Source organism: Pseudomonadota bacterium, assembly GCA_016195085.1.
Lineage (GTDB): Bacteria > Pseudomonadota > Alphaproteobacteria > SHVZ01 > SHVZ01 > JACQAG01.
On sequence record JACQAG010000008.1, the window covers coordinates 25,900 to 51,966 of the forward strand.

Annotated in this window: 27 protein-coding genes; 10 read left to right on the plus strand and 17 right to left on the minus strand. The window is 65.2% G+C overall.

Annotated features, from left to right (window positions below; all coding sequences use genetic code 11):
- Positions 1-4 precede the first annotated feature (4 nt).
- From HY058_02535 to HY058_02555, 5 genes are all read right to left on the minus strand, one after another.
- Positions 5-1,453, minus strand: a complete 1,449-nt coding sequence (locus HY058_02535) for a helix-turn-helix transcriptional regulator (protein ID MBI3496162.1) — start codon at positions 1,451-1,453, stop codon at positions 5-7.
- The gene (locus tag HY058_02540; GenBank protein ID MBI3496163.1) at positions 1,450-1,890 is read right to left on the minus strand and encodes a hypothetical protein; all 441 of its coding nucleotides are present in this window, start codon (positions 1,888-1,890) and stop codon (positions 1,450-1,452) included. The genes HY058_02535 and HY058_02540 overlap by 4 nt, the downstream gene beginning before the upstream one ends.
- 276 nt (positions 1,891-2,166) lie before the next feature.
- A complete protein-coding gene (locus tag HY058_02545; protein MBI3496164.1) occupies positions 2,167-2,814 on the minus strand; it encodes a C39 family peptidase in 648 nt (215 codons plus the stop codon).
- Positions 2,815-2,831: 17 nt separating this feature from the next.
- Positions 2,832-3,629, minus strand: a complete 798-nt coding sequence (locus tag HY058_02550; GenBank protein ID MBI3496165.1) for an aspartate/glutamate racemase family protein — start codon at positions 3,627-3,629, stop codon at positions 2,832-2,834.
- A 40-nt stretch (positions 3,630-3,669) separates the two neighbouring features.
- Positions 3,670-4,920, minus strand: coding sequence for a D-amino acid dehydrogenase (locus HY058_02555; protein MBI3496166.1), 1,251 nt, complete (start codon positions 4,918-4,920; stop codon positions 3,670-3,672).
- A 156-nt stretch (positions 4,921-5,076) separates the two neighbouring features.
- On the opposite strand from HY058_02555, the gene HY058_02560 reads away from it, so the two are divergent.
- From HY058_02560 to HY058_02575, 4 genes are all read left to right on the plus strand, one after another.
- Positions 5,077-6,711 carry a long-chain-fatty-acid--CoA ligase gene (locus tag HY058_02560; GenBank protein ID MBI3496167.1) on the plus strand — a complete coding sequence of 545 codons (1,635 nt, stop codon included), beginning with the start codon at positions 5,077-5,079 and terminating at the stop codon, positions 6,709-6,711.
- A 56-nt stretch (positions 6,712-6,767) separates the two neighbouring features.
- Complete coding sequence (locus HY058_02565; GenBank protein ID MBI3496168.1) at positions 6,768-7,769, plus strand: sialic acid TRAP transporter substrate-binding protein SiaP; 1,002 nt, start codon at positions 6,768-6,770, stop codon at positions 7,767-7,769.
- Between the two features lie 173 nt (positions 7,770-7,942).
- On the plus strand, positions 7,943-8,434 hold the full coding sequence (locus HY058_02570; protein MBI3496169.1) for a TRAP transporter small permease: 492 nt from the start codon (positions 7,943-7,945) through the stop codon (positions 8,432-8,434).
- Positions 8,431-9,720 (plus strand): TRAP transporter large permease, encoded by a 1,290-nt coding sequence (locus HY058_02575; GenBank protein ID MBI3496170.1) that lies wholly within the window; start codon positions 8,431-8,433, stop codon positions 9,718-9,720. Before HY058_02570 ends, HY058_02575 begins: the two co-directional genes overlap by 4 nt.
- On the opposite strand, the gene HY058_02580 is transcribed toward HY058_02575, so the two are convergent.
- A complete protein-coding gene (locus HY058_02580) occupies positions 9,662-10,327 on the minus strand; it encodes a methylated-DNA--[protein]-cysteine S-methyltransferase (protein MBI3496171.1) in 666 nt (221 codons plus the stop codon). The genes HY058_02575 and HY058_02580 overlap by 59 nt on opposite strands.
- Positions 10,328-10,459: 132 nt before the next feature.
- The gene (locus HY058_02585) at positions 10,460-11,515 is read right to left on the minus strand and encodes an amidohydrolase family protein (protein ID MBI3496172.1); all 1,056 of its coding nucleotides are present in this window, start codon (positions 11,513-11,515) and stop codon (positions 10,460-10,462) included.
- Between HY058_02585 and HY058_02590 the strand changes: the two genes are divergently transcribed.
- From HY058_02590 to HY058_02600, 3 genes are read left to right on the plus strand one after another with little or no spacing between them, the layout of a single operon-like run.
- Entirely contained in the window at positions 11,478-12,068 is a 591-nt protein-coding gene (locus HY058_02590; GenBank protein ID MBI3496173.1) for a helix-turn-helix transcriptional regulator, read from the plus strand. The genes HY058_02585 and HY058_02590 overlap by 38 nt on opposite strands.
- A complete protein-coding gene (locus HY058_02595) occupies positions 11,960-12,406 on the plus strand; it encodes an SRPBCC domain-containing protein (protein ID MBI3496174.1) in 447 nt (148 codons plus the stop codon). The genes HY058_02590 and HY058_02595 overlap by 109 nt, the downstream gene beginning before the upstream one ends.
- Before the next feature lie 19 nt (positions 12,407-12,425).
- Positions 12,426-13,193: a DUF899 domain-containing protein gene (locus HY058_02600; GenBank protein MBI3496175.1), complete on the plus strand. Its 768-nt coding sequence runs from the start codon at positions 12,426-12,428 to the stop codon at positions 13,191-13,193.
- Between the two features lie 113 nt (positions 13,194-13,306).
- Here HY058_02600 and HY058_02605 read toward each other — a convergent pair whose 3' ends face one another.
- Positions 13,307-13,528, minus strand: coding sequence for a hypothetical protein (locus tag HY058_02605; GenBank protein ID MBI3496176.1), 222 nt, complete (start codon positions 13,526-13,528; stop codon positions 13,307-13,309).
- A gap of 95 nt (positions 13,529-13,623) precedes the next feature.
- The gene (locus tag HY058_02610; GenBank protein MBI3496177.1) at positions 13,624-14,646 is read right to left on the minus strand and encodes a succinylglutamate desuccinylase/aspartoacylase family protein; all 1,023 of its coding nucleotides are present in this window, start codon (positions 14,644-14,646) and stop codon (positions 13,624-13,626) included.
- Positions 14,647-14,806: 160 nt separating this feature from the next.
- Between HY058_02610 and HY058_02615 the strand changes: the two genes are divergently transcribed.
- Positions 14,807-16,405 (plus strand): gamma-glutamyltransferase, encoded by a 1,599-nt coding sequence (locus HY058_02615; protein MBI3496178.1) that lies wholly within the window; start codon positions 14,807-14,809, stop codon positions 16,403-16,405.
- A gap of 236 nt (positions 16,406-16,641) precedes the next feature.
- Here the strand turns inward: HY058_02615 and HY058_02620 are convergent, their stop codons facing one another.
- Positions 16,642-17,412 (minus strand): anti-sigma factor, encoded by a 771-nt coding sequence (locus HY058_02620; protein MBI3496179.1) that lies wholly within the window; start codon positions 17,410-17,412, stop codon positions 16,642-16,644.
- Positions 17,413-17,442: 30 nt separating this feature from the next.
- The gene (locus tag HY058_02625) at positions 17,443-18,006 is read right to left on the minus strand and encodes a sigma-70 family RNA polymerase sigma factor (GenBank protein MBI3496180.1); all 564 of its coding nucleotides are present in this window, start codon (positions 18,004-18,006) and stop codon (positions 17,443-17,445) included.
- Positions 18,007-18,174: 168 nt separating this feature from the next.
- Between HY058_02625 and HY058_02630 the strand changes: the two genes are divergently transcribed.
- Positions 18,175-19,074, plus strand: a complete 900-nt coding sequence (locus HY058_02630; protein MBI3496181.1) for a metallophosphoesterase — start codon at positions 18,175-18,177, stop codon at positions 19,072-19,074.
- A gap of 3 nt (positions 19,075-19,077) precedes the next feature.
- Positions 19,078-19,440: a cytochrome c oxidase subunit II gene (locus tag HY058_02635; GenBank protein ID MBI3496182.1), complete on the plus strand. Its 363-nt coding sequence runs from the start codon at positions 19,078-19,080 to the stop codon at positions 19,438-19,440.
- Positions 19,441-19,628: 188 nt separating this feature from the next.
- Here HY058_02635 and HY058_02640 read toward each other — a convergent pair whose 3' ends face one another.
- From HY058_02640 to HY058_02665, 6 genes are all read right to left on the minus strand, one after another.
- Positions 19,629-20,597: a branched-chain amino acid ABC transporter permease gene (locus HY058_02640; GenBank protein ID MBI3496183.1), complete on the minus strand. Its 969-nt coding sequence runs from the start codon at positions 20,595-20,597 to the stop codon at positions 19,629-19,631.
- A complete protein-coding gene (locus HY058_02645) occupies positions 20,598-21,485 on the minus strand; it encodes a branched-chain amino acid ABC transporter permease (GenBank protein MBI3496184.1) in 888 nt (295 codons plus the stop codon).
- A 160-nt stretch (positions 21,486-21,645) separates the two neighbouring features.
- Positions 21,646-22,854 (minus strand): ABC transporter substrate-binding protein, encoded by a 1,209-nt coding sequence (locus tag HY058_02650; GenBank protein ID MBI3496185.1) that lies wholly within the window; start codon positions 22,852-22,854, stop codon positions 21,646-21,648.
- A gap of 40 nt (positions 22,855-22,894) precedes the next feature.
- Positions 22,895-23,638: an ABC transporter ATP-binding protein gene (locus HY058_02655; protein ID MBI3496186.1), complete on the minus strand. Its 744-nt coding sequence runs from the start codon at positions 23,636-23,638 to the stop codon at positions 22,895-22,897.
- Positions 23,631-24,386: an ABC transporter ATP-binding protein gene (locus HY058_02660; protein MBI3496187.1), complete on the minus strand. Its 756-nt coding sequence runs from the start codon at positions 24,384-24,386 to the stop codon at positions 23,631-23,633. The genes HY058_02655 and HY058_02660 overlap by 8 nt, the downstream gene beginning before the upstream one ends.
- An 11-nt stretch (positions 24,387-24,397) precedes the next feature.
- Positions 24,398-26,020 carry an acyl CoA:acetate/3-ketoacid CoA transferase gene (locus tag HY058_02665; GenBank protein ID MBI3496188.1) on the minus strand — a complete coding sequence of 541 codons (1,623 nt, stop codon included), beginning with the start codon at positions 26,018-26,020 and terminating at the stop codon, positions 24,398-24,400.
- Positions 26,021-26,067: the final 47 nt, after the last annotated feature.

The window sequence follows — 26,067 nt, forward strand, 5'->3', positions numbered from 1 at the left end:
ACCCTCAGTGCAAGGAGCGTTCGAGAAGTTGACGATCTAAGTCGCTATCGATCGCGAAGGGAAAGCGTTCAAAAAAGACATCACGGGCGATGGTCCATGGATCTGTATCGCCAGTCTGGAGATTAGCGGCAGCACCCCACCAATTGATGTTCTGCCAGGAAAGGCGGAACGCCAGATAATTGGCGAGTGCTCCGATGTCGACGCCCTCGCGTTTGGCGACAGTAGGGACAACACGCTTAAGACGCTCCACGGAGTTCCGTGCCGCGGCTACGCAAGCCTGCGCCAATTCTTCCGCTCGACCATCCAACACCACGTCACCAGCGAATTGGCTGGCTGCAACCTCTTCATCAGATTTGCGACGCTCGGGCGAAGTTTCGTCGGCTTCGATAACTTCCATCGTCTCCGCCTCAGGCCGCTGCGCAGCGTGGAATAGCTCGTGGAGTAGATCGAATAGCCAGCGCGCTTCATGCTTGGAGGATTGCTTCAAGACGACAACATTGCGTCCCTGATAGCGCCAGCAGGCGCCATGGAACGTCCCCCGGTTCTTAAGCGGCAGCACTGGCACCCCGATATCCCAGGCGTAGCGTAAGGTTGAGCTGAGTGTCAGGACAGCATAGCGCTCGACAATTGCGTACCGCATTGTGCGGGCTGCAGTCGGAATAAGCGTCTTCGGCAGATTGCTCGAACCCTTGAGAACTACGACAGAAAGATAATTCGCGTACGCCGCATAAAGGGTTGTATCGGCCAGGTTACGACCGGCCGGAATCTTGAACCGCGCCTCTGCGGCTGCGAATCGGGGCGCGGCCAACGGCTGTGCACCGAAGAGGTTATCAGGAGTCCATCCGAACACGCGCCCAAGTGCCGCCGTCGCTTTCGCCGACAATGCTCCATCGTCCTCAGTGGGCACCTCTCCCGCAGCTCGAGCCGCATCGATGGACGACAATAGGTGCGTGACCAGAAAATCACGATCAAGGCCGACCTGCCGGAGTTTGCTTACGAGACCATTGAAACTGTCGGGAGCAACCGGAAGAAGAATGTCATTTCTAATGCGTACACCGATAGCATCCGCGACTTTGCGCAGTCTCTCAAAGCTCGTCGAGGCGTAGCGCTCGGCCTCATATCGCTGAATCTGCTGTTCCTTCATCCCGAGACGGTCAGCCAAGGCTTTTTGGCTGAGACCGGCGACAATTCGAGCCTTGATTAGGCCCTCCGCCAGTTCATCAAACGAGTTAATGGAAATGACGGCCATATCCGCTGCCTTTAACCGTTCATACTCCGACAGTTCGGCACGCAGATCTTCGAGTTGACTCTCAAGAGCTTCTCGTTCTGCTTGAATCAGACGCGGATGGACGCCTTCCCTCGCGCCACCTTCCGCAGCGAGGTCGGCGAGGGCGCGACGAAAGTTGTCGGCTTCAGCTCTGGTGATCTTGTACTGACGTTCGTTGGTGATCATGGGAGACTCTTAAGATTGATCTGTAGGATTCCTTTGGGTACGCCATCGCGGTCTTTAAGAAAGAACTCACGGTAGCGAATTCCGGCCGCGGCCAGGGCAGTGGCGGGAAAGAGTTCACCGCCAAACTTGGCTTTCATGGCGGCACGCTTGTTGGAGAAGTCGAGTAGGACCGGATCAAGAAGGCTCGGATCCACTCCTCGGGGGTCCCATGCCCCGTCATAGTCGTCCGGCAGGTCTTTTACAGAGATGAAGCTGCCGTTAAGAAGGACAGACTCGCATCCTGCTCCCGCGAGGCTTTTCGCCGCTCCGAGCAGTCCGCCAACGAGACCCGTTCGGTGCGAATTTCCCGAGAAGCGAGCCACCATTTCGGTCCACGAGCTGTCATGGACGCCGGGCGGCAAATAGCCAGTCGCTGCATCAAATGCGGGGATCATCAACACAACAATATCGTTGTGTTGATGATGATGTCAAGGTTCATAGACGTACGCGGCTCGGCACGGGCTTAAACAGCGCGACACCAACCCGCGGCGGATTGGATATGTCTGCTCAATCAATAAATTAACTAGAGATGAACATAGCTTGCGCCACTCTTACGCAACAAGCCAGGGGCACGATTACGCGCTTCCGGGCCCATCTCTTGCGCGGCTGGAAGGGTGATTCTCACCCCTACCGGGCGTCACATTGAAGGAGAGAGTCGGGGTTGGGGCGCCTTCCTATTCGATGCGCACCAGGATGCGGTCGTAGTCGACCGGGCCCTTCGGGCTTTCGAAGGCGATGCCGAAATGCTCCAGCCGCCAGCCATACTCGTCGAAATCATGCCAGCGGGCGTCGAGCTCGGCGCGCGGAATGTAGCCGATGCCGAAGGTCGCGGGGTCCTCGAAGTAGAAATTCCTCTCGTCATAGCCGGTGGCGACGATGTAGTGCCCATCCTCGGTGCGCCGCTCCCAATCCGCGGGCACGCCGGAAGGTCCGTCGACCCAGGCTTGCAGCGCGATGATGACGGGAATGCCGCGGTCGATGAAGGCTTGCAGATCCTGCGTGCTCATATGCTCGAAGTCGGCGGTCTTGAGGCCGTACTCGCCGGCGACCCGTTCGATCTCCCACCAGCGCGTTCCGATCTTGCGATCGGTGCCGAGCTTGGCCATCAGCGTGTCCTGGCGCGAGTCGATACCGTAATAGGCAAGCACCGCCTGGAGCGCCGCCGCTCCGCAGGCATAGACCGTGTGCTGGCGCACATCGGGCATGGCCAGCATGCGGGGCCCGCCCGCCGCGGCCGCGGCCGGGACGAGGAGGAGCGCCAGGCCGAAGGCCAGAACCGCCAGCGCACGCCGCCCGCCGATACACCATGGACGCCGCATCATTTGCCGCCCCGCTTGACTCAAACGTGGAACAGCCGCCCGAGCCCCGGCAGCGTGTCCTTGACCCCGGCCAAGCGCAGCGCGTGCCAGGCCATCGCATGGTTGCTGGAGGTGACCGGCTTGCCGAGGGCGGCCTCGAGCGCCGCCACATGCTCGGCTACGCGCAGGCTGGTGCAGGCGACGAAGACCGCATCCACCGCCTCGTGCCGGCCGAGCTCGGCGACGGCGCTTCGGATCGACTCACCGGAGATCCTGGCGACCTCGTCGTCGTTCTCGTGATTGTAGGAGCCCATTACCGGCACGGCGAGCCCTCGCTCCTGGAGGAAGTCGCGCATCATGTGGTTGATACGCGCGATGTAGGGGGTGAGGAGCGCCACCCGTCGTGCTCCCAAGGCTTGCAAGCCGGCGACCGCTGCGGTGATCGGGCTGGTGCAGGCGATGCCTGGTCTGGCCTGGCGGATGCGCTGCCACACCTTTTCCTCGCCGATCACCATGGCCCCCGAGGTGCAGCCATAGGCGATAACGTCGAGATGCTGGCCGGGGCGGATCACCGCCGTGGCTTCGGTCAAGTCCTGCTCCATCGCCGCCAGCGTCTCCGGCGTAATGGTGCTCGAATTCATGATCCGGCTCTCGTAGAAGGCGATGCCGTCCTGGCTCAGCATGCGGCGCCACTCATATTCGATGGTGTGATCGGTGGCGAGCACGATGAGCCCGATGGCGGCGCGGTGGGCGATGCCCCGGTCGAGGGTGAAGGCAAGCTTGGTCCGGTCGACCAGGAGCCCGGCATCCTCTCGCTTACGCTCTTGCAACGCGGTCATGGCGAATACTCCGTCATCCAGACGATCGACGCCGCAAACATCACGCGGCCGCCGGCATGATGCCAGCGAGATCGAGCTCGGGCTTCAGCCCACCCACGAGATCGGCCAGCACCCGGCCCGAGCCGCAGGACATGGTCCAGCCCATATGGCCATGGCCGGTGTTGAGCCAAAGGTTCCGGTAGCGGGTCGGGCCGATGATCGGCGTGCCCTCCGGCGTCATCGGCCTCAGGCCCGCCCAATAGTTGGGCTGGTCGCAGTCGGCGGCCTCGGGAAAGAGGTCGCGGGCGGATGCCAGCATGGTACGGAAATCGCCGGGGGTGTGGCTGGTGTCGTAGCCGGCGAAGTCCGCGGTCGCGGTCAAGCGCAGGCGATCTCCGAAGCGGGCATAGGCGACGAGCTTGTCCTCGTCTACGCCGCCGATCGCCGGCGCCCGGTTGCTGCCCCGGATCGGCAGGGTCAAGGAATAGCCCTTGATCGGATAGATCGGGATCTTGATGCCGAGCGGGCGCGCCATGATCGGCGAATAGCAGCCGAGCGCCATCACATAGGCATCGGCGGTGAGCCGGCCTCGGCGCGTCTCCAGGCCGGTGATGCGATCACCCTCCCTCGAAATGCGCTCGATCGGTGTCTCGAAAGCGAAGCTGACGCCCGCTTCCTTGCAAATATCCGCCAGGTTGCGGGTGAACAGGTTGGCATCGCCGCTCTCATCCGTGGGCGCGTAGATGGCGCCGGCGAGCTTGGCAGTGGCGCCCGCGAGGGCGGGATCGATCCGAGGAATCTCGCCGGGCTCGATCAGTCTCAGATCGAGGCCGTTGTCCTGGAGGATGCGCATCGTGGCCGCGCCGCGGGCGAACGACTCCTGGCTGCGATAGAGGTAGAGCAGCCCGCCTTTGAGCCCGTCATAGGCGATCTTGGTCTCCGCCACCAGCTGATGCAGCGCTGCTTGGGAATAGAGGCAGAACCTGACCTTGCGCGTGGTGTTGAGCCGCGCCTTGGCGCTCGTGCAGTTGGCGAGGAATTTGAGGCACCAGGACCACATGCGCGGATCGGCACGAAGGTGCAAGCGCAACGCTTGGTCGTCGCGGAACAGCGACTTCAGGAGGATCTTCGGCGCCCGTGGGCTGGCCCAGGTATAGGAGTGGCCCGGCGCCACCAGCCCGGCATTGGCGAAGCTGGTCTCGTTCGCCGGCAGCGCCTGGCGATCGACCACGGTCACCTGATGGCCGGCCTTGGCGAGGTAATAGGCGCTGGTGACGCCGATCACGCCGGCGCCCATGACCAGGATCCTCATGGCGAAAGGATGGACCCGGGCTGAGCCAGGCGCAAGGCCGGGAGGCCCGCCGCGAGGCCGGTGGCGAGAGGCAGGCGCGATCGCCGTCCCCGATGGACCGGGGCGGGCCACCTCCGCTATCGTCCGCGATAACGATAAAGCATCTGGGAGGCGCCTATGCGCGGCATGATGATGGACCGGCCGCTCCTGATCCAATCCCTTCTCGAGCACGCCGCCACCCGCCACGCCGACACCGAGATCGTCTCGCGCACGGTCGAGGGACCGATCCACCGCCACGGCTATGCCGATGCCGAGCGCCGCGCCAAGCGGCTGGCGAACGCGCTGACCAGGCTCGGCATCGGCCACGGCGACCGGGTGGCGACGCTCGCCTGGAACGGCTACCGGCATTTCGAGCTGTATTTCGCCGTTTCCGGCATGGGGGCGGTGTGCCACACCATCAATCCCAGGCTCTCCCCGACCCAGCTCGAATACATCGTGAACCACGCCGAGGACCGCTTGCTGTTTCTCGATGCGAGCTTCCTGCCTTTGGTGGAGAAGCTCGCCCAGGCGTTCCCGTCCATCCGCTACTTCGTGGTGATGACCGACCAGGAGCACATGCCGAAGACCAGCATCAAGCAAGTGCTCTGCTACGAGGAGCTGCTGGCGGTGGAGACGGATCACTTCGTCTGGCCGAGCTTCGATGAAAACACCGCCGCCTCGCTCTGCTACACTTCGGGCACCACCGGCAATCCCAAGGGCACGCTCTACAGCCACCGCTCGACCGTGCTGCACTCCTACGCGGTGTGCATGGCCGACACCGTCGGTCTCTCCTCGGTCGACAGCGTCTGCCCGATCGTGCCGATGTTCCATGTGAATGCCTGGGGCATGCCCTATGCCGCGCCGATGACCGGGGCGAAGCTGGTCTTTCCCGGCCCCAATCTGGACGGGGCGAGCCTGCACAAGCTGTTCGAGGCCGAGCGGGTCACCTTGACCCTGGGCGTGCCCACCGTGTGGCTGGCGCTGTTGAAGCACATGGACGACAGCGCCAGCCGGTTCTCCACCCTCAACCGCACCGTGATCGGCGGCTCGGCGGTGCCGCGGGCGATGATCGAGGCCTTCGAGAACCGCTACGGTGTTGCCGTGGTGCAAGGCTGGGGCATGACCGAGATGAGCCCGGTCGGCACCGTTGGCACCTTGAAGGCGAAGCATCGGGCGCTGCCGGCCGATCGGCAGGTCGACTACAAGGTGAAGCAAGGGCGCTTCCTCTACGGCGTCGAAGCCCGCATCCTCGATGCCGACGACCATGTGCTCCCCAATAACGGCGTGAGCGTGGGCGAGATGGTGGTGCGCGGCCCTTGGATCGCGTCGGGCTACTTCAACGACGAGAAGGCGAGCCGCGAAGCCGTCACCGCCGATGGCTGGTTCCGCACCGGCGACGTCTGCACCATCGATGCCGACGGCTACGTGCAGATCACCGACCGGCGGAAGGACGTGATCAAATCCGGCGGCGAATGGATCAGCTCGATCGATCTCGAAAACTTGGCGGTCGGCCACCCCGATGTGATGGAGGCCGGCGCCATCGGCATCCCCCATCCGAAATGGGGCGAGCGGCCGCTCCTGGTCGTCGTGCCGAAATCGGGAAGAGCGCCGACGGCGGAATCCATTCTCGCCTATATGGCCGACCGGATGCCGAAATGGATGCTGCCGGATGCGGTGGTGAGCGTGGCCGAGCTGCCGCACACAGCCACCGGCAAGATTCTCAAGACCAAGCTGCGCGAGCAGTTCCGCGAGTATCGGTTGCCGACGGCATGAGGACTATGGTTCGCTCGACACCGCATAACGTTGCAATGAACCGGGGAGGAGACGACATGCTGAAGCTCAGTCTGACCAAGCGGCAATTCATCGCCGGAGCGGCGGCCGTCGGCACCAGCACCTTCATGCCGGCGATCCTGAAGGCGCAGAGCGCCATGGTGCTGCGCTGGGGCGACGTGGTGGCGCCAACCCATCCCTCGCCGCAGTCGGCCGAGCGCGCCGGCAAGGAAGTGAAGGAGAAGACCGGCGGGCGCATCGAGATCCAGAGCTTCCCCTCGGGCCAGCTCGGCGGCTCGCGCGACATGGTGGAGGCGGTCGCCTCGGGCGCGCTCACCATGGTGACCGAGGGTGCGGCCATCATCGGGCAATACCTGCCGCAGATCTCCATCATCGAGGCGCCCTATATCTGGAACGACGCCCAGCACATGGCCCGGGCGCTCTCCTCGCCCTTGATCGACGAGCTCAACAAGACCCTGATCGAGAAGCGCGGCATCCGTATCGTCGCTGTTACCTATTACGGCAAGCGTCACCTCACCACCGGCAAGCGCGAGGTGCGCAGCGTTGCCGACATGCAGGGATTCAAGCTGCGCGTGCCCGAGGTCGACACCTTTACCGCCATGGCCGAGGCGTGGGGCGCGAAGCCGACGCCGATGAATTTCGGCGAGCTCTATCTCGCGCTGTCGCAAGGAGCCGTCGACGGCCAGGAGAACCCGCTGCCGACCATCCAGTCCGGCAAGTTCTACGAGGTGCAGAAATACCTGGTGCTCACCGGCCACATCATCACGCCCCGCCTGGTGATGGTGAACGATGCGCAATGGCAGAAGCTCGCCGACGGCGACCGGGCCATCGTGCAAGCCGCCATCCGCAGCGCCTCGTCCTGGAACGACGGCGAAATCCTGAGCCAGGAGGCGGGTCTGGCCGAAATCTTCAAGAAGGGCGGCATGACCGTGATCGAGCCGGACGTGGAGAGCTTCAAGAAGCCGGTCCTGGCAAAGCTGCCTGCCATGTTCGAGGCGAAATGGGGCAAAGGCCTCTGGGACCGCATCCGCGCGCTTTAGGGTCGGGTCCTCTCCAATAACCCGATAAGACCCTCACCCCCACCCTCTCCCGCAATGCGGGAGAGGGAGCATGAGGATGCTCCGGAGCCCCTCTCCCGCACCGCGGGAGAGGGTGCCGAGCGAAGCGAGGTGGGTGAGGGTCTGGGGACGTCGATGCTCGCTGTGCGCTTTCCGTGAAAGCCTTGATCCTCGCACGCGCCAGCGCCTGGTCCGACTGCGCCGCCAGGCTCTTGGCGATCGGGCTCATGCTGGCGCTGTTGACCAGCGTCATGCTGGGCGTGGTGACGAGGGCGCTCGGCGACCCGCTCATCTGGACCGACGAGGCCTCGCGCTTTCTCATGGTCTGGCTCGCGGTCATCGGCTGGTGGCTCGCCAGCCGCAGCCGCGTGCACATCCGCATCCGCTTCTTCATCGACTTTCTACCGGCGGCGTGGCGCCGCCGGGGCGAGCTGGTGATCCAGCTCGCCGTGGCACTCTTCGGTGTCCTCGTCGCCTGGTACGGTGTCAGCCTGGTCACCCGCAACTACGACGTGACCGCGACCTCGCTGCCGATCTCCATGTCGCTGCTCTATCTCCCGGTGGTCATCGCCGGCCTCGTCACCTTCGTGCAGGCGCTGGCCGAGGCTCGGGAAAGCCTCGGCCGCGCGCGGGGTGCCAGCGAATGACCCAGCTCATGCTGGAGATCGCCGGCGTCTGGCTCCTGGCGGTGCTGGCGGGGCTGCCGCTCTTCGCCTCCATGGGGTTGGCAGCCTTCGCCTTCGTGCACGTGGCCGGCCTTTCGGATTCGATCGTCCCGCAGAAGATGGCGCAGGCGATGAACTCGTTTCCGATCATCGCGGCACCGCTTTTCATCCTCATGGGCAACATCCTGGCCGCGGCCCGGATCACCGACAAGATCGTCGCCTTCGCCACCGCCCTCATCGGCTCTGTGCGCGGCGGCTATGCCCATGCCAGCATCTTGGCCAGCATGATCTTCGCCGGCATGGTCGGATCGGCGGTGGCGGATGCGGCCGGCACCGGGGCCATCGAGATCCGGGCCATGCGGCGGGCCGGCTACCGGGCCGAGGTCGCCGCCTCGATCAATGCGGCCGCCGCCACCATCGGCCCGATCATTCCGCCCAGCCTGCCGATGGTGATCTATGGCGTGACTGCGGATGTCTCCATCGGCCGGCTGTTTCTGGCCGGCTTCCTGCCGGGCATCCTCATGGGTGTGAGCCTGATGGCGCGGGTGGCCTGGATCGCCAGACGCGAGGGCTTCGCGCCGCGCCCCTTCGGCGGCCTTGCCAATCTCTGGCAGGCGTTTGGCGACGGCATCTGGGCCTTGCTGGCGCCGGTGTTGCTGCTGGGCGGCATGTTCAGCGGCCTCTTTACGCCGACCGAAGCCGCGGCGGTGGCCACGCTCTATGCCTTGTTCCTGGGCCTGGTCGTCTATCGCACCCTCGAAGTGAAGGCGCTTCCGGGCATCCTCGCCGACAGCGCCGAAACCACCGGCCTGGTCATGGCGCTGGTCATGGTCGCGGGCGCGCTCGGCTGGTGCATGTCGATCTCGCGCCTGGCGCAGTCGGCCACACCCGCGGTCGTCGCCGCCATTCACGATCCCTTGTTGTTCTTGCTCACCTGCAACCTCGTGCTCTTGCTGATCGGCTGCTTCATGGAGACCCTGGCGGCACTCCTGCTGCTGATCCCGATCATGGTGCCGGCGGCACAAGGCTTCGGCATCGATCCGGTGCAGTTCGGGCTCATCATGATCTTCAACCTGATCCTCGGCACCATCCACCCGCCGGTGGGCGTGGTGCTGTTCGTCACCTCCCGCATCGCCGAGATCAGCTATGAGCGCCTGTCCAGGGCGATCCTGCCCTGGCTGGTGCCGCTCCTCGTGGTGCTGCTGCTGATCACCGTGTGGCCGCCCCTGACCCTGTGGCTGCCGAATCTGGTGCTGCCGGTGAAGTGAGCGGCAGCGCGGGCTCGCGCGCGTCGTCCATCCGAGCCCCGGCTTCGCGCTCCAAGAGGGCGCGCTTGCGCTTCACGCCCCATCGATACCCGGCCAGGGTTCCGTCCTTGCGCACCACGCGATGACAGGGAATGGCGACGGCGATCGGGTTCGCGGCGCACGCGTCGGCGACCGCGTAGGGCTCCTTCGGGGCACCGACGCGACGGGCGATTTCCGAATAGCTTGCGGTCGAGCCCGACGGGATCCCACGGAGGGTTTGCCAGACGCGCTGTTGGAACTCCGAGCCTCGCGCGTCCAGCGGCAGATCGAGCGCACCCGCGGGGGCTTCGAGGAATTCCAGAACCTTCGTTAACAGCAGGCCGAGCTCCGCACCCCCATCAACCAGCACCGCCGCCGGCCAACGGGCTCTGAGATCGCGCCGCAGCGATTGCGCGTTGGACCCCAGCAGAATCGATGCGATGCCTTTGTCGCTCGTCGCAGCCAGGACCGTACCCAGCCAGCACGCGCCCACTGCGAACCGGATGGGCTCGCCGGCAGGACCTGCGTGGGTGGGGCACGAGGCTGTTTCGAACCGATTGCCGTCGGTAGGCAATGTCGACCAATCCATGTCAGCTCCTCCTCGGAATCGGCAGACCGTCTCGGTCCCCGCCTGTCATGGACAATTGGCGATCACCGCGCCCGGGCCACTCCGCTTCTTGCGTTGCAATTCTTCTTCAGTGTCGATCCGCCCGCATGGAAGCTATGCCGGCAGCGCCAGCCGGTAGACCCTTGCCGCCGTCAGCGAGAATAGGTCGGCCTTTTCCGCAGCGCTGGCTCCCGATGCGAGCTTCTTGCAGGCGTTCCAGAACACAGGATAGCTGTAGGACCCCTTGTCGACGGGAAAGTTGCTCTCGAACATGGCGCGCCCGGCGCCGAAGGCCGCGATGCAGGTGTCGATATAGGGCCGCCATGCGGCAACGAGATCGTCCGAAGACGGCGGATCGGGCTTGTCCTCGAAGCCGAAGCCATTGAGCCGCATGCCGAGTCCGCCCAGCTTCACGCTCACATTCGGGCATCGGGCGAGTCCGCGGATGGCCCCAGACCAGACTTTGAAGACCTCATCGCGCCGTCCGGCATAGGGGCCAAGCCCCAAGGGCCCGCCGACATGGTTGAGCACGATGCGCGTCTCCGGAAACGCCCGGGCCAGCGCCGTCAGCTCGTCGATCTGCGGATGATAGAGCCAGGCATCGAAGGAGAGCCCCAGGGGCGCCAGACAAGCGAAGCCCTGGCGGAAGGCCGGATCGGCCATCAGGCCTGCGGGCATCTCGTAGGCCGGATTCCGCAATCCGGCGTAGGCATCCCATGCGGTCGAGTGGCGCATGCCGCGGAAGCGGTCGGGAGCGACGCCCAGATGCGCCTCCAGGACCGGCTTCGCCAGCGAGCCTAAGCGGAGATCGGCATGGCCGACGATGCCGGCGCAGATTTGGCTCAGGCCGTAGCCGCCGCTGGCGCTCATCGCCGCCACGCCGTTGACGAATTCCGTCTCGCCCACCGGCTTCATCGCTTCCGGCCCCTGGGCGCGGTGCATGGCGCGGCACTGCAGGAACACGGTGGCGACGATGTTATGGCCGCTGTTCAGATCCTCCAGCAGCTCCGGCAACAAGTAACGCCAATCCGGCCGCTCCCAGAGATGATGGTGCGGGTCCACGATCGGCAACGCCGGCTCCAGGATCGCTTCCTGCCGCCGGTCGAGCCACTCCTGACGGACCTTGAGAAAGATGCTGGGCGCGGCAGGCGGCTTGCTGGCGACACTCATAGGCGCGGCTCCTCCCCTTGGACTAGGCGGCGATGGTAGGCCGGATCGCCGCGTCCACGCACGCCCGTTCGCTTCGGGGTTGACAGAGGCGGCTCCGATCCCAATACTTAACTTCGTGGTTAAGTATCAACAAGCCGCTCTCGACCGCACCTTCGCCGCGCTCGCCGATCCGACGCGGCGCACGCTCCTGGCGCAGCTCAGCCAAGATGAGAGCCGGTCGGTGAGCGAGCTGGCGCGGCCGTTTGCGATGTCGTTGCCGGCGGTCATGAAGCATCTCGATGTGCTGTCGGAAGCCGGACTCATCCAGCGGGTGAAGAGCGGCCGCACGGTCGCCTGCCAGTTAACCGCCCGACCCATGGAGGACGCGGTGAACTGGCTCAATCGCTACGCCCGCTTCTGGTCCGAGCAGCTCGATCGCCTTGCCGCCTACGTGGAGAACGAAGCATGTCGACCCAGCCCAACCTCACCTTCAAGCCCAGCCTCACACTCAAGCGCCGCCTCAACGCGCCGCCGGCGAAAGTCTACGGCGCCTGGACGGTGCCGCAGAAAATAATGGGCTGGTTTGGGCCGACCGGGGCCCGGACCATCAGCGCCGAGACCGATCCGCGCACCGGCGGCGGCTTTCGCGTGGTCTTCGTCACGCCCGACGGCGAGGAGCATGACGTGAGCGGCATCTACCGCGAGGTGGTGGCGAACGAGAAGCTGGTGTTCACCTGGGTCTGGCGCAGCATGCCGGAGCGCCAGTCGCAGGTGACGATCCTCATCAAGCCGGACGGCGCGGGCAGCCTGCTGACGCTCACCCATGAGCAATTCTTCGACGAAGCCGCGCGCGACCGCCATCGCGATGGCTGGACTGGAATACTCGACAAGCTCGAGCGCTTTATCACCTGAAGACCAGGAGGACGAGGACATGGAACCGCACAAGATCGTCTCTCGCGAGGAGTGGCTGGCGCTCCGCAAGCAGCATTTGGTCAAGGAAAAGGCCTTCACGCGGCTCAGGGATCATTTGAGCCGGGAGCGGCGCGAACTGCCCTGGGTCAAGATCGACAAGACCTATGTGTTCGACGGACCTACCGGCAGGGTGACGCTGGCCGAGCTCTTCGAGCACCGCAGCCAGCTGATTGTCTATCACTTCATGTTCGCGCCGGATTGGGAGGAAGGTTGCCCCGGCTGCTCCTTCCTTTCCGACCACATCGACGGCGCCAATCTGCATCTGGCGCACCACGACGTGTCTCTGGTCGCGGTCTCGAGAGCCCCCTATCACGAGTTCCAGGCGTTCAAGAAACGCATGGGCTGGCGCTTCGACTGGGTGTCTTCCTACGAGAGCGACTTCAACTACGACTTTCACGTGTCATTCACGGAGGCAGACGCCGCCAAGGGCAAGGCCTCCTACAACTACGACGTCGTCGATGGCGGCGGTGGAGAGATGCCCGGCATCAGCGTGTTCTACAAGGACGAAGCCGGCACCGTCTTCCACACCTACTCTTCCTATGCACGCGGCGGCGATCTCCTGATCGGCGCCTACAACTACCTCGACTTGACGCCGAAGGGCCGCAACGAGACCACCATTATGGATTGGATGCGGCACCACGACCGCTATGAGGCCGATGGCGGCGTCGATCCGACCGGGCTGTCCGTCGCTCACCAGGAGGAGGCCGCCTGCTGCCGTTCGGATTGACGCCCTTATTCGAGCGCTACGGCAAGGAATTCGACCCGAAGACCGGAACGGGCCTGGTCGAGATCTGGATCCCAACCAAGGCATGAGCGGCGAGGGCCGGTCGCCGATGCCGCTCAGGCCGCCAGGAGCTGGCGCACCCGTGCCCTCACTGCAGCGGCGATGTCGGCGCGGTAGGCGGCGTCGAGCTCCTCGAAGGCGGCCTGGGCCAGCATGAGGTCGAGCGGGTCCTCGGAGCGGACCGCCTTCGCCAAATAGCGTGCCACATCGGTATCGGGGCCGATGATGTCCTCGATCACCTCGAGCAGGACGCGAACGGGATCCGGCGGCTGGGCCATTGGCCCTTAGAGTCCATGGCGGCGGGGATGGTTCGGGTGAGCTAACACCTCCAGGGCCGGATTTATTCCCCGAGTCGGACCCGAGCCTCGCCCCCTCACCTCACATCGGTCGCCAGATGGGCCACACAGTCGCCGGGCTGCACGCGGCCGAAATGGCGCTGGCAGATGAGGAAACCGGCCCGCTTGAAATGGACGGGGATGCCCTTGCGGCCGGGATTGTCGATGAAGTGCACATGGCCGGCGAGCTGCCCCTTCTTCACCACGTCGCCGAGCCGCGCCGCCGGCTCGAACAGCCCGGTCTCGGGCGCATAGACGTAATAATCCTGGCCGCCCAGCTCCATGAGCCTTGTCTCCGTCGCCGCCGGCACCTTGAAGCGGCCGATGTCCTTCAGCACGCCCAAATGCTTCAGCACGCGCAAGACGCCGTTCCGTGTCATGGCGACGCCGTCGGGATTGACCGAGCCGCCGCCGCCGAACTCGCCGCCGAGATAGGGGATCTTGCGGTGATGCGCCGCGGCCGCGGCCAGGCGCGGATCGGGTGCCGCGGTCACGCGGATGCTCCTGGGTGCGGCGAAGGCCTGCATGATGCCTTCGGTCCGGGCGTCCAGCTTCTTATTGTGGCCGGTCTGGTAGAAGGCAGCGAAGGGGAGGTAGGCGAGCGAGCTGCCGCCGGAATGGAGATCGAGCCAGGCCTCCGCCATCGGCACCAGCACCCGATCGATGTAATGGGCGATCTGCCAGGTGGGTGTGGTCTCCGGATGGCCGGGAAAGGCCCGGTTGAGATTGCCGGCATCGAGCGGAGAGACCCGGGCGCCGGCCATCGCGGCGGGCAGATTCGCCGCCGGCATGACGATGATCCGCCCCTTCACGTCCCTGGGCTCGATCTCCTGGATGAGGCGCACCAGGGTCACCTGGCCCTCATACTCATCGCCGTGATTGCCGGCCATCAGCAGCACGGTCGGCCCGTCGCCATTGCCGATGACGGCGAGCGGGATGTCGATCATGCCGTAGGCCGAGCGGGTGACCGAGTAGGGCAGATGCAAGACGCCGATCTGCTTGCCCTTCTTCTTGAAGTCCAGCTCGGTCCAGATCAGGGTGGGCTTGTCGTTGGCGGGCATTGGGGGCGCACCTCCACAGCTTGTCGTTGAGTACTCCTTTGCTCGCCAGCATACGACAGGGGGCGTCCGGCTTGGCTATAGTCGCCGGCAAAGCAGCCTTTGACCGGCGGTCCGGGGCGCAAACGGCGGCGCGGCCGCCTTGGGGGGAGGATCAGCGAGCATGTATGGACGGCGTCCGACGATTGCCTCGGTCAACGGCATGGTGGCCGCGGCCCATCCGCTGGCGGCCCAAGCCGGAGCCCGGCTCTTGGCCGAGGGCGGCAGCGCCTTCGATGCGGCCGCCGCCACGGCAGCCGCCCTCAACGTGGTCGAGCCCTACATGTCGAGCCTGGGCGGCATGGGCTTGGCGATCTGCTATGTCGCGGCCGAGAAGCGCATCAAGACCCTCGATTTCGTCCCCTGCATTCCCAATACGTTTCCGGCCGGGCGCTTCACCCGGCGCGAGGAGCTGGCGCGGGGCGCCTCTGCGGTCGGCACGCCCGGCAATCTCGCCGGCTGGGCCGAGTTGGTCGGCGCCCATGGCAAGAAGCCGTTCAAGCAAGCCCTCCAGCCGGCCATCCGGCTTGCCCGCGACGGCTTTCCCCTGATCGAGTTCAATATGGCGATGATGAACGAGGTGGTGCCGGAGCTCAGGCGCCATCCCCCGCTCTTCAAGGAGTGGTCGCGCGTGTTCCAACCCGGTGGCGGGTGGGCGACGCCAGGCCAAGTCCTGAAGCAGCCGGATCTCGCCCGGACCTACGAGGCCATCGCCGAGGAAGGCCCCGACCATCTCTACAAGGGCAAGCTCGGCCGCGCCGTGGTGGCGCATTTGCAGAAGCTCGGCGGCACCTTGAACATGGACGACCTCGCCTCGATGCGGCCCGAATGGCGCGATCCGATCAAGGCGAGCTATCGCGGGCTCGTGGTGCACACCGTCTCGCCGCCTTGCGAAGGCTTCCAGATGCTGCTGGCGCTCCGCATCCTCGACGGCTTCGATCTAGCCCGGCTCGAGCGGAACGGGGTCGAGCATCTGGACCTGGTCTATCGCGCCATCCGGCTCGCCGCCGGGCTGCGCCTGGCGTTCAACAACCCGAAGCCGAAGAAGCTGGCGGAGCTATTGTTGGACGCGCATATCGAAGCGCTGCGCAGCCGTGTCCGAGACGGGCGCCCGATCAGCCGGCCGACCGAGCAATGGACTGAGCCCGCGCCCGGTGAAGATCCCGGGCACACCACCTCCTTCTCGATCGCCGACCGCGACGGCAATCTCGTCTGCGTGACCCAGAGCATCGGCGCGCCCTTCGGCAGCGGCATCGTCGTCCCCGGCACCGGCGTCACCCTCAACAATTTTCTCTTCTGGGCCGATGTCAATCCAAAGAGCCCGAACTTGAGCAAGCCCGGCGACGCCTTGCCCATGTGCATGGCGCCGACCTTGTCGCTCAAAGGCCGGAAGCCGGTGCTGGCGCTGGGCACGCCCGGCAGCTACGGCATCCTGCAGACGCAGGTGCAGGCCCTGGTGCAGCATCTGGATTACGGCCTGCCGATCCAGGCGGCGATCGAGGCCCCTAGGGCGCGGCTCTGGGACGGACGCAGAATCCAAGTCGAGGGAAGGATCGACGGCAGCACCATCTACGCGCTCCGCACCCGCGGCCACGACATTGAGCCCTTCGATCCCTGGACCTACAAGGTGGGGGGCATGCAGGCGATCCAAGTCGATCCCGCGACCGGCACCTTCACCGGCGCCGCCGACCCGCGCCGGGACGGCTACGTGGTGCCGGTGTGAGGCGCAGACCCGCTGCACGCTTGAAGTCGTGGGTGGCTGGGCTCGACCCAGCCATCACGATTTAGGAATTTCACCACAGAGGTCGGACCGCGAAGCGGTCGACGAGGACACGGAGAGGATTCGATTCGTGCCGCGCTGCGCGCGAATGATTTGTTTCTTCTCCGCGCTCTCTGTGTCTCTGTGGTGCGTCTCTCTTTTCCGTCCTGTCGGTGTTCAGGAGCACTGTAAGAGAAGGCTCACGCCTGGCTCTTCAGCAGCTCGGCGAAGCGTTGCAGGTCTTCGGCGTTGATGTCGGAGACCGCCCAGAACACCGTGCCCTTCAAGGTCCAGCCGAGCGCGTTGTAGCCGCGCCGGGAGAGATGGCGGGCAGCACCGTCGCCGGCGCTGCCATCGACCCAGACATAAAGCGTGATCGGGTGCTGGCGGTGCCGGTAGACCAGGGCCGCCACCGGATGCCCATCCACATAGTCGAGCCTGCCGCCCACCAGCGGAAACTCCTCCCGGGCGAGATCAACCACCGGCGGCGACAGGTCGAGCTTGCCGTTGAACCAGGGCTTGACCGTGTGCTGGTCCGAGGAAGCGACGTCGGTCATGTGATTGGCGACAAGGGCGCGCACATGGCCGGAGATCACCTCTTCGCCCTGACGGTCGGTCTCGCCCGGCACGGAGAAGCGGAAGGTCAAGGCCGAGGAGATGACCGCCACCAACAGAAAGGAAGCGGCGAGGCCGAGCTGGCGCCAGCTGACGGCATGCTCTCTCGAAGCCGGCTTCGCTGCCATCTCCAAGGCAGCACCGATGCGCTGGCCGAGATCGGCCGGGGCGGTGAAGCGCTCGGCCGCTTGGCGGAGCGACGCGCTCATCTGCCGCTCGCGCTCGTAAAGCCGCCGACACTGGGCGCAGCCGCGGATATGCGCGTCGACCCTGGCCGCCGCCGCGCGGTCGAGCTCGCCGTCGACATAGCCATGCACCGCCTCCTCGGCTTCCTTGCAGTCCATTCCAGGGTTCATGGGCCAGGGTTCATGGGAGAGTTGCTCGCTTCATGCGCCGTTGATGGCTTCTCTGGGCGGGCGCCGCGTGAGGGCCTCCTTGAGGAGGCGGCGGGCGCGCGCCAGACGCGACATGACGGTGCCGATCGGGATGGCAGCGATGTCGGCGATGTCCTTGTAGGAGAGCTCATGCAGCTCGCGCAGCACCAGGATCTCGCGAAACTGCGTCGGCAGATCGGCGATCGCCTGGTTGAGCTCTCTCAGCTCGGTGGCGCGCAAGAGATGCGCCTCCGGATCCAGGGGCTGCACGGCGGCGCTCGAGCTGGCCGGCTCCGGCTCGCCGTCGCGGAAGGCCTCGTCCAGGCGCACGACCGTGCTCGGCCGGTTGCGCTCGAGCCAGTCATAGGCGACCCGTCTGACGATGCTGAGCAGCCATGGCCGGGCCTTGTCGCCCTTGAAGCCGTCAAAATAGCGGAATGCCCGCAGATAAGCCTCCTGCACCACGTCGTCGGCATCCTGAGCGTCGCGGGTCAACCATCTGGCGAGGTTGTAGGCGTCGTTCAGGTGCGGCAGCGCCAGCCGCTCGAAACGCTTCACCCGGTCTTGCTCGCTCACCCGTGAGCTCCCATTGCGAGGGCCGGCGACCTCGACATTACCCCTACTGCCGGCATGACACGTTTATTCCCGCCAGGCTGCAAAAAGATGGCGGGAATAAGCGGCGGACGCGGCCGGTACTGCCTGGTGACGTCGCATGCTTCGCACATACCCCAAGGGAGACGCTCTATGCTAGACGACCTGGATCGCCGTGGCTTTCTCAAACTGGCGGGCCTCGGTGCCGGTGTCACCTTCGCCTCGGGCCTCGGCTTCAAGGCGGACCCGGCGCTGGCCGCGGATTCCGACTTCTACTTCGTGCAGCTGACCGACACCCATTGGGGCTTCAGCGGCCCCAAGGTCAATCCCGAGGCGTTGAACACGCTGCCGAAGGCGGTGGCCGCGGTGAACGCGCTGGCCACACCGCCGGATTTCATCGTGTTCACCGGCGATTTGACCCACACCACCGACGATCCCCTGGAGCGGCGCAAGCGCATGGCGCAGTTCAAAGCGATCGTCGGCGAGCTCAAGGTCAAGACCATCCGCTACCTGGCAGGCGAGCATGACGCCTCCCTCGACAAGGGCGAGGCCTTCCGCGAGTTCTTCGGCGAGATGCACTACGCCTTCGACCACAAGGGCGTGCACTTCATCGCCCTCGACAACGTCTCCGATCCCGGCGCCAAGCTGGGCGAGGCGCAGCTCGATTGGCTGAAGGCGGATCTGGCGAAGCAGAAGCCCGAGCAGTCGATCGTGGTGCTGACGCACCGGCCGCTGTTCGATCTCTATCCGGATTGGGACTGGGCCACCCAGGACGGCGCCAAGGCAATCGACCTGTTGATGCCCTACAAGAACGTCGCGGTGCTCTACGGACACATCCACCAGGAGCACCACAAAATGACCCAGCACATCGCCCATCATGCGGCGACGTCGCTGATCTTCCCGCAGCCGGCGCCGGGCTCGCAGCCCAAGCGCACCCCCCCGGTCGAGTGGGATCCGGCGCATCCCTTCCGCGGCCTGGGTTTCCGCGAGATCGCGGCCAAGGCGAAGGTGCCCGCCGTGACGCTGGCGGAAGTCCCCTTGGTCAAGGCCTGATCGATGCCGATCCCTCGGCGCCGCTGCGCGCTCTTCCTCCTCATGGGGATCCTCGGCTTGGGCCTCCTTGGCCGAAGCGGCGCCGAGGAGCGGCCGATCGTGCACATCACCGCCAAGCGCTTCGAGTATGAGCCGCCGGTGGTCAAGCTGAAGAAAGGCGTGCCGGTCACCATCGAGCTCACCGCGCTCGATCGCCAGCACGGCTTCAAGGTGCCGCAGCTGGGCTTGCGCGTCGATGCCTGGCCGGGGGAGACGACGCGGGTCGAGCTCATCCCCGACAAGTCCGGCACCTTCGAATTCGTCTGCGATGTGTTCTGCGGCTCCGGCCATGAGGACATGGACGGTAAGATCATCGTCGAGGAGTGAGCGGATGGTGGAGGGGGGAGGACGACGGCCGATGCAGCCCGATCGCTAAAGCAAATTGCGATGACGAGGAATCCCCCTCACCCAGCTACGGCTAGGCTCGGCTTCGCCTCTCCAAGCCTTCGCAACCCTCTCCCCCACTGGGGGAGAGGGCAGGGTGAGAGGGTGACGCCATCTCACAGGAACGTACTCTACAGCGGCCGCTTCAGGATCCGGCCGAGCTCGCCGACGATGCCGCGGCGGAAGGTGAGCACGCAGAGGACGAAGATGGCCCCCTGCACGACGGTGACCCAGGCGCCGAGCTGAGCCAGATAGTTCTGCAGCGCCACGACTACGAAAGCGCCGACCACCGGCCCGAAGATGGTCCCGAGACCGCCCAACAGCGTCATCAGCACGACCTCGCCCGACATGCTCCAATGGACGTCGGTCAAGGAGGCGAGCTGGAAGACGATCGCCTTGGTACCGCCGGCCAGACCCGCCAAGGTCGCCGACAGCACGAAGGCCAGGAGCTTGTAGTGGTCGGCCCGGTAGCCAAGCGAGATGGCGCGCGGCTCGTTATCGCGGATCGCCTTCAACACCTGTCCGAAGGGCGAGTGGATGATGCGGTAGATGAATAGGAACGCCGCCAAGAAAATCACCAGCACGACGCTATAGAGCGTCATCGTGCCGCGAAGGTCGAGGACGCCCAGCATGACCCCGCGCGGCACGGATTGGATGCCGTCTTCGCCGCCGGTGAACTTCGTCTGGAGGGCGAAGAAGTACACCATCTGCGCGAAGGCCAGCGTGATCATGGCGAAATAGATGCCCTGCCGGCGAATGGCCAAGAGCCCGAAGATGAGGCCCAAGAGCCCGGCGGCGATTGTGCCGGCGAGTATCGCCAGCTCCGGCGGCAGCCCCCACACCTTGGCCGCGTGCGCGCTCACATAGCCGGCGGTGCCGAGAAATGCCGCATGGCCGAAGGACAGGAGCCCGGCATAGCCGATCAAGAGGTTGAAGGCGAGGGCGAAGAGCGCAAAGCACAGCGCGTTCATGAGAAAGATGGGATAGATGAAGAACGGAGCGACCACGAAGAACGTCGTCATCACCGCGAAGGCGATGACCTGATGCGAGGGCACGCCCGGCGCGGCCATGGTCGCCGGAAGCTCGCGCTGGACCGCCATCTACTGGACCCTCCCGAACAGGCCGGCAGGCTTGATCAGGAGCACGATGGTCATGATGACGAAGATGACGGTGTTCGAGGCCTCGGGATAGAACACCTTGGTCAATCCCTCGATCACGCCCAAGCCGAAGCCGGTGAGGATCGAGCCCATGATCGAGCCCATGCCGCCGATCACCACCACGGCGAAGACGACGATGATGAGATCGGCGCCCATCAGCGGCCTGACCTGGTAGATGGGTGCCGCGAGCACGCCGGCGAAGGCGGCCAGCGCCACGCCGAAGCCGTAGGTGAGGGTGATCATCCTGGGCACGTTGATGCCGAAGGCCTGCACGATCGTCGGATTCTCGGTCGCCGCTCTCAGATAGCTGCCGAGCTTGGTGCGCTCGATCGCCCACCAGGTCGACAGGCAGACAGCGAGCGAGATGACGATGACCCAGGCGCGGTAATTCGGCAGGAACATGAAGCCGAGATTCTGCCCGCCGACCAGCGCCGGCGGAACCGCGTAAGGCAGACCCGAAGACCCGAACTCGTTCTGGAATACGCCTTGGATCACCAGGGCCAGACCGAAGGTCAGAAGCAAGCCGTAGAGGTGATCGATCTGGCGGAGCTGCCGCAGCATGGTGCGCTCCAGCAGCATGCCGAAGAGGCCGACGACGAGCGGCGCCACGATGAGCGCCGACCAATAGCCGAGGCCCAGGCCCTGCAGCAGGAAATAGGCGACGAAGGCGCCCAGCATGTAAAGCGCGCCATGGGCGAAGTTGATGATGTTGAGGAGCCCGAAAATGACCGCCAGCCCCAGGCTCAGTATGGCGTAGAAGGCCCCGTTGATGAGCCCGACCAGCACTTGGCTGAACAGCGCCTGGGGCGCCACGCCGATGAGTTGAAACATCTCCAGCCCCTCGCTTAGTGCGTTCCAGCCGCGAGCAAGCCCCCACCCCAACCCTCCCCCACGCTCCGCGCGGGGGAGGGAGACGATCGCGCCGGCCCCCTCCCCCGCGACCGCGGGGGAGGGGTGAGGTGGGGGCTCATCGCAGCACGATCTGCGATGCTCAGCCCTTCTTCACCAGCGGGCACTCGCCTTGGTCCAAGGGACGGAAGGCTTCGGCCGCGGGAATGGTCGCCTTCAGCTTGTAGTAGTCCCAGGCCGCCTTCGACTCCGCCGGCTTCTTCACCTCGAAAAGATACATGTCGTGGATCTTGCGGCCGTCTGCACGGATGGTGCCCTTGCCGAAGAGCGGATCGTCGGTGGGCATGGCTTTCATCGCTTCGACGATCTTCGCGCCGTCGCGGGTCTTGGTGGCGGCGACCGCCTTCAGATAATGCGTGACGGCGCTGTAGACGCCGGCATGGATCATGGTCGGATGGATGCCCTTGTCCAACGGCGTGAACCGTTTGGCGAAGGCGCGGCTCTGGTCGTTCAAGTCCCAGTAGAACGACTCGGTCATGACCAGGCCCTGGGCGGTCTGCAGTCCGAGCGAATGCACATCGGTGATGAACACCAACAGCCCGGCGAGACTTTGCCCGCCCTGGACGATACCGAACTCGGCCGCCTGCTTGATGGCGTTGGTGGTGTCGCCGCCGGCATTGGCGAGCCCGATGACCTTCGCCTTCGATGCCTGGGCCTGCAGCAGGAATGAGGAGAAGTCGGAGGAGTTGAGCGGATGGCGCACCTGGCCCAGCACCTTGCCGCCATTCGCCTTCACCACCTCGGCGGTATCGCGCTCGAGCGCCAGGCCGAAGGCGTAGTCGGCGGTGAGGAAGTACCAGCTGTCGCCGCCGGTCTTGACCAAGGCCTTGCCGGTGCCGTTGGCGAGCGCCCAGGTATCGTAGGTCCAGTGCACGGTGTTCGGCGAGCAGGCCTTGCCGGTCAAATCCGAGGCCGCCGCGCCGGAGACGAGGAAGACCTTGTTCTTCTCTTTGATCACCTGGTTGACGGCGAGCGCCACGGCCGAGTTCGGCACGTCGACGATGGCATCGACCTTGTCGACGTCGAGCCATTGGCGGGCGAGGTTGGAGCCGACATCGGCCTTGTTCTGGTGATCGGCGAAGATGATGTCGACCTTGAGGCCCTTGGCGGCGGCGCCGAAGTCCTCGACCGCCAGGCGCGCGGCCACCACCGAGCCCTGGCCGGTCAGATCGGCATAGAGGCTCGACTGGTCATTGAGGATGCCGAGCTTGACGGTGAAATCCTGGGCCGCGGCCGAGCCCGCGACGAGGCCGGCAATCGCCGCCGTCGCCAACAAACGCGAGAGTTTCATGACCTATCCTCCATCTTTCCCTTGTTGCGAGAATCCGAGCTCAAACCCCGAGATATTCGTGCAGCTTCGCCATGTTCGCCTCGAGCGCCGCGTTCGGGATCATGTCAACGACGCGGCCATGCTCCATGAGGTAGTGCCGATCGGCCACGGTCGCGGCAAAGCGGAAATTCTGCTCGACCAGGAGAATGGTGAAGCCGTTGGCTTTCAGCTTCTGGATGGTGCGGCCGATCTGCTGGATGATGACCGGGGCCAAGCCTTCGGTCGGCTCATCGAAGAGCAGCAGGCGCGCGCCGGTCCTGAGGATCCGCCCGATCGCCAGCATCTGCTGCTCGCCCCCCGACAGCTTGGTGCCCTGGCTGGTCAGCCGTTCCTTCAGGTTGGGAAACAGCTCGAAGATCGCCTCGAGGCTGAGCCCGCCGGGGCGCACAACCGGCGGCAACATGAGGTTCTCGCGAACATCCAGGCTGGCGAAGATCGCCCGCTCTTCCGGGCAGATGGCGATGCCGCGCCGGGCGATCGCGTTGGAGGCGAGCCCGATCAGCTCCTCGCCTTCGTAGACGATCGACCCCTTGCGCTGGCGCACGATGCCCATGATCGACTTGATCGTGGTGGTCTTGCCGGCGCCGTTGCGGCCTAGCAAGGTCACCACCTCGCCGGGATTGATCTCAAAATCGACGCCGTGCAGCACATGCGACTCGCCATACCAGGCGTTGAGCCCGCTCACTCGAAGCAAGGGGGCTTGGGCGGCGGCCGCTTGCGGCCCGATCTCGATCGCCTCACGCATGGCCGGCGCCCATATAGGCTTGCACCACGTCGGGATTCTTCGACACGCTCGCGTAATCTCCTTCCGCCAGGATCTCGCCCCGCGCCAGCACCGTAATAGTGTGCGACAGGTCGGCAACGACCGAAAGATTGTGCTCCACCATCAAGACCGTGCGGTTCGCCGACACGCGCTTGATCAGCGCGGCGATGCGGCCGACGTCCTCGTGGCCCATGCCGGCGGTCGGCTCATCCAAGAGCATCATCTCCGGCTCGAGCGCCAGCGTGGTGGCGATCTCCAGGGCGCGCTTGCGCCCATAGGAGAGCTCGACCGCCGTCGTGTCGATATAGTCGGCAAGGCCGACGGCCTCGATCAGCTCGATCGCGCGGTCGTTGAAGGCTTCCAGCATCCGTTCGGAGCGCCAGAAATCGAAGGACCCGCCGCGCTGGCGCTGGAGCGCGATGCGCACATTCTCCAAAACCGAGAGATGGCCGAACACGGCGGAGATCTGGAAGGACCTGACCAGGCCTTGGCGGGCGATGTCGGCGGGCTTCGCATGGGTGATCTCGCGGCCGTTGTAGACGATGCTGCCGCGGGTCGGCGTCAGGAATTTGGTCAAGAGATTGAAGCAGGTGGTCTTGCCGGCCCCGTTCGGGCCGATGAGGGCGTGGATGGTGCCGCGCCGCACCCTGAGGCCGACATCCTTGACTGCGACGAAGCCGCGGAACTCCTTGGTGAGCCCGCTGGTTTCGAGGATGACGTCATCTGCCATGCGGAGCCTCCCTAGACGCTGGCCAGCGGCCGCTCGAAGAGCCCGTGATCGCCCAAGCCCGCCGGCGCCGGCTGCAGCCGATCATGGGCCAATCCCATGCGCGCCGCCTCGAAGATGCGCCCATCCATGAGCCGTAGGTTCGGCGCGATCCGCGGCTCGAACTCCATCTGCTGCAGGATGTGGCGATCGAGCTGCACGCCGGGCGCGATCTCGACCAGCTCCAAGCCCTGCTCGGTCAGCCGAAGCATGCAACGTTCGGTAATGTAGAACACTGTCTGGCCGCGCTCCAAGGCATAGCGGCCGCTGAAGGTCAGATGCTGCACCGAGCTCACGAATTTGGTGTGGGCGCCCTCCTGATCGATGCCGAGCACGCCGTCTTCGATATGGAACCGCTGGTCGCCGGAGGTAAAGGTGCCGAGGAAGTACACGGCCTTGGCGCTTTGGCTGATATTGATGAAGCCGCCGGCGCCAGCCATCTTGGCGCCAAAGCGGCTGACGTTGACATTGCCCAGGCGATCCACCTGCGCCATCCCCAGAAAGGCCTGGTCCAGGCCGCCGCCATCATAGAAGTCGAACTGGGCCGGCTGATCGATGATGGCCTCCGCGTCGGCGACCGCGCCAAAGCTCAATCCACCCGCCGGTACGCCGCCGATGCCGCCGGGCTCGACCGTGAGCGTGATGCGATCGAGGATGCCTTCTTCATTGGCGATCGAGGCGACGGTCTCCGGCATGCCGATGCCGAGATTGACCACCGCGCCGTCCTCGAGCGCGATGGTCGCGCGGCGGCCGATCACCTTGCGCTCGGACATGGCCAAGGCGCCGATGGTCGAGCGCGGCAGGACGATCTCGCCCGTATAGGCCGGGTTATAGGCCTCGGCGAAGGTCTGCCGATGCTGGCTCGGCTCCGCCACCACCACATGATCCACGAGAATCCCGGGAATGCGCACGAGGTGCGGGCTCAGCACGTGGCGGACGGTGATGCGCTCAACCTGCACGATCACCACGCCGCCGGAATTCTTGACCGCCTGGGCGATCGCCAGGCATTCGAGCGGCAGCGCCTCGCGCTCCATGGTGATGTTGCCGTTCTCATCCCCGGTGGTGCCGCGCAAGAGGGCGACGTTGATCGGGAACGCCTTGTAGAGGAGGTAGTCGCGACCGCCGATGGCGATGAGCTCGACCACATCTTCCGTCGTGCGGGCATTCATCTTGCCGCCTTCGATGCGCGGATCGACGAAGGTGTGGAGGCCCACCTGGGTGATGGCACCTGGCCGTCCCGCGGCAATGTCGCGGTAGAGATGCGTGATCACGCCTTGAGGCAGATTGTAGGCTTCGATCTTGTTCTGGTGGGCGAGCTCGCCCAGCTTCGGCACCAGGCCCCAATGCCCCCCGATCACCCGCTTGATCATGCCTTCATGGCCGAAATGATTGAGGCCCGCGCTGTGTCCGTCGCCCTGGCCGGCGGCGTAGACGAGCGTCAGATCGCGAGGCTTGTTGGTCGCAAGGAAACGCCGTTCGAGAGCGACCGCCAGCGCCTCGGCGAAGCCGATGCCGACGAAGCCGGCGGTGGCGACCGTGTCGCCGTCGCGCACATGCGCCAAGGCATCAGCGGCCGAAATGACCTTGTTCCGCCGCATCCGGCGCCAGCTAGGCTTCGAGCCGGTCTTGCGACCGGGCATGGCAC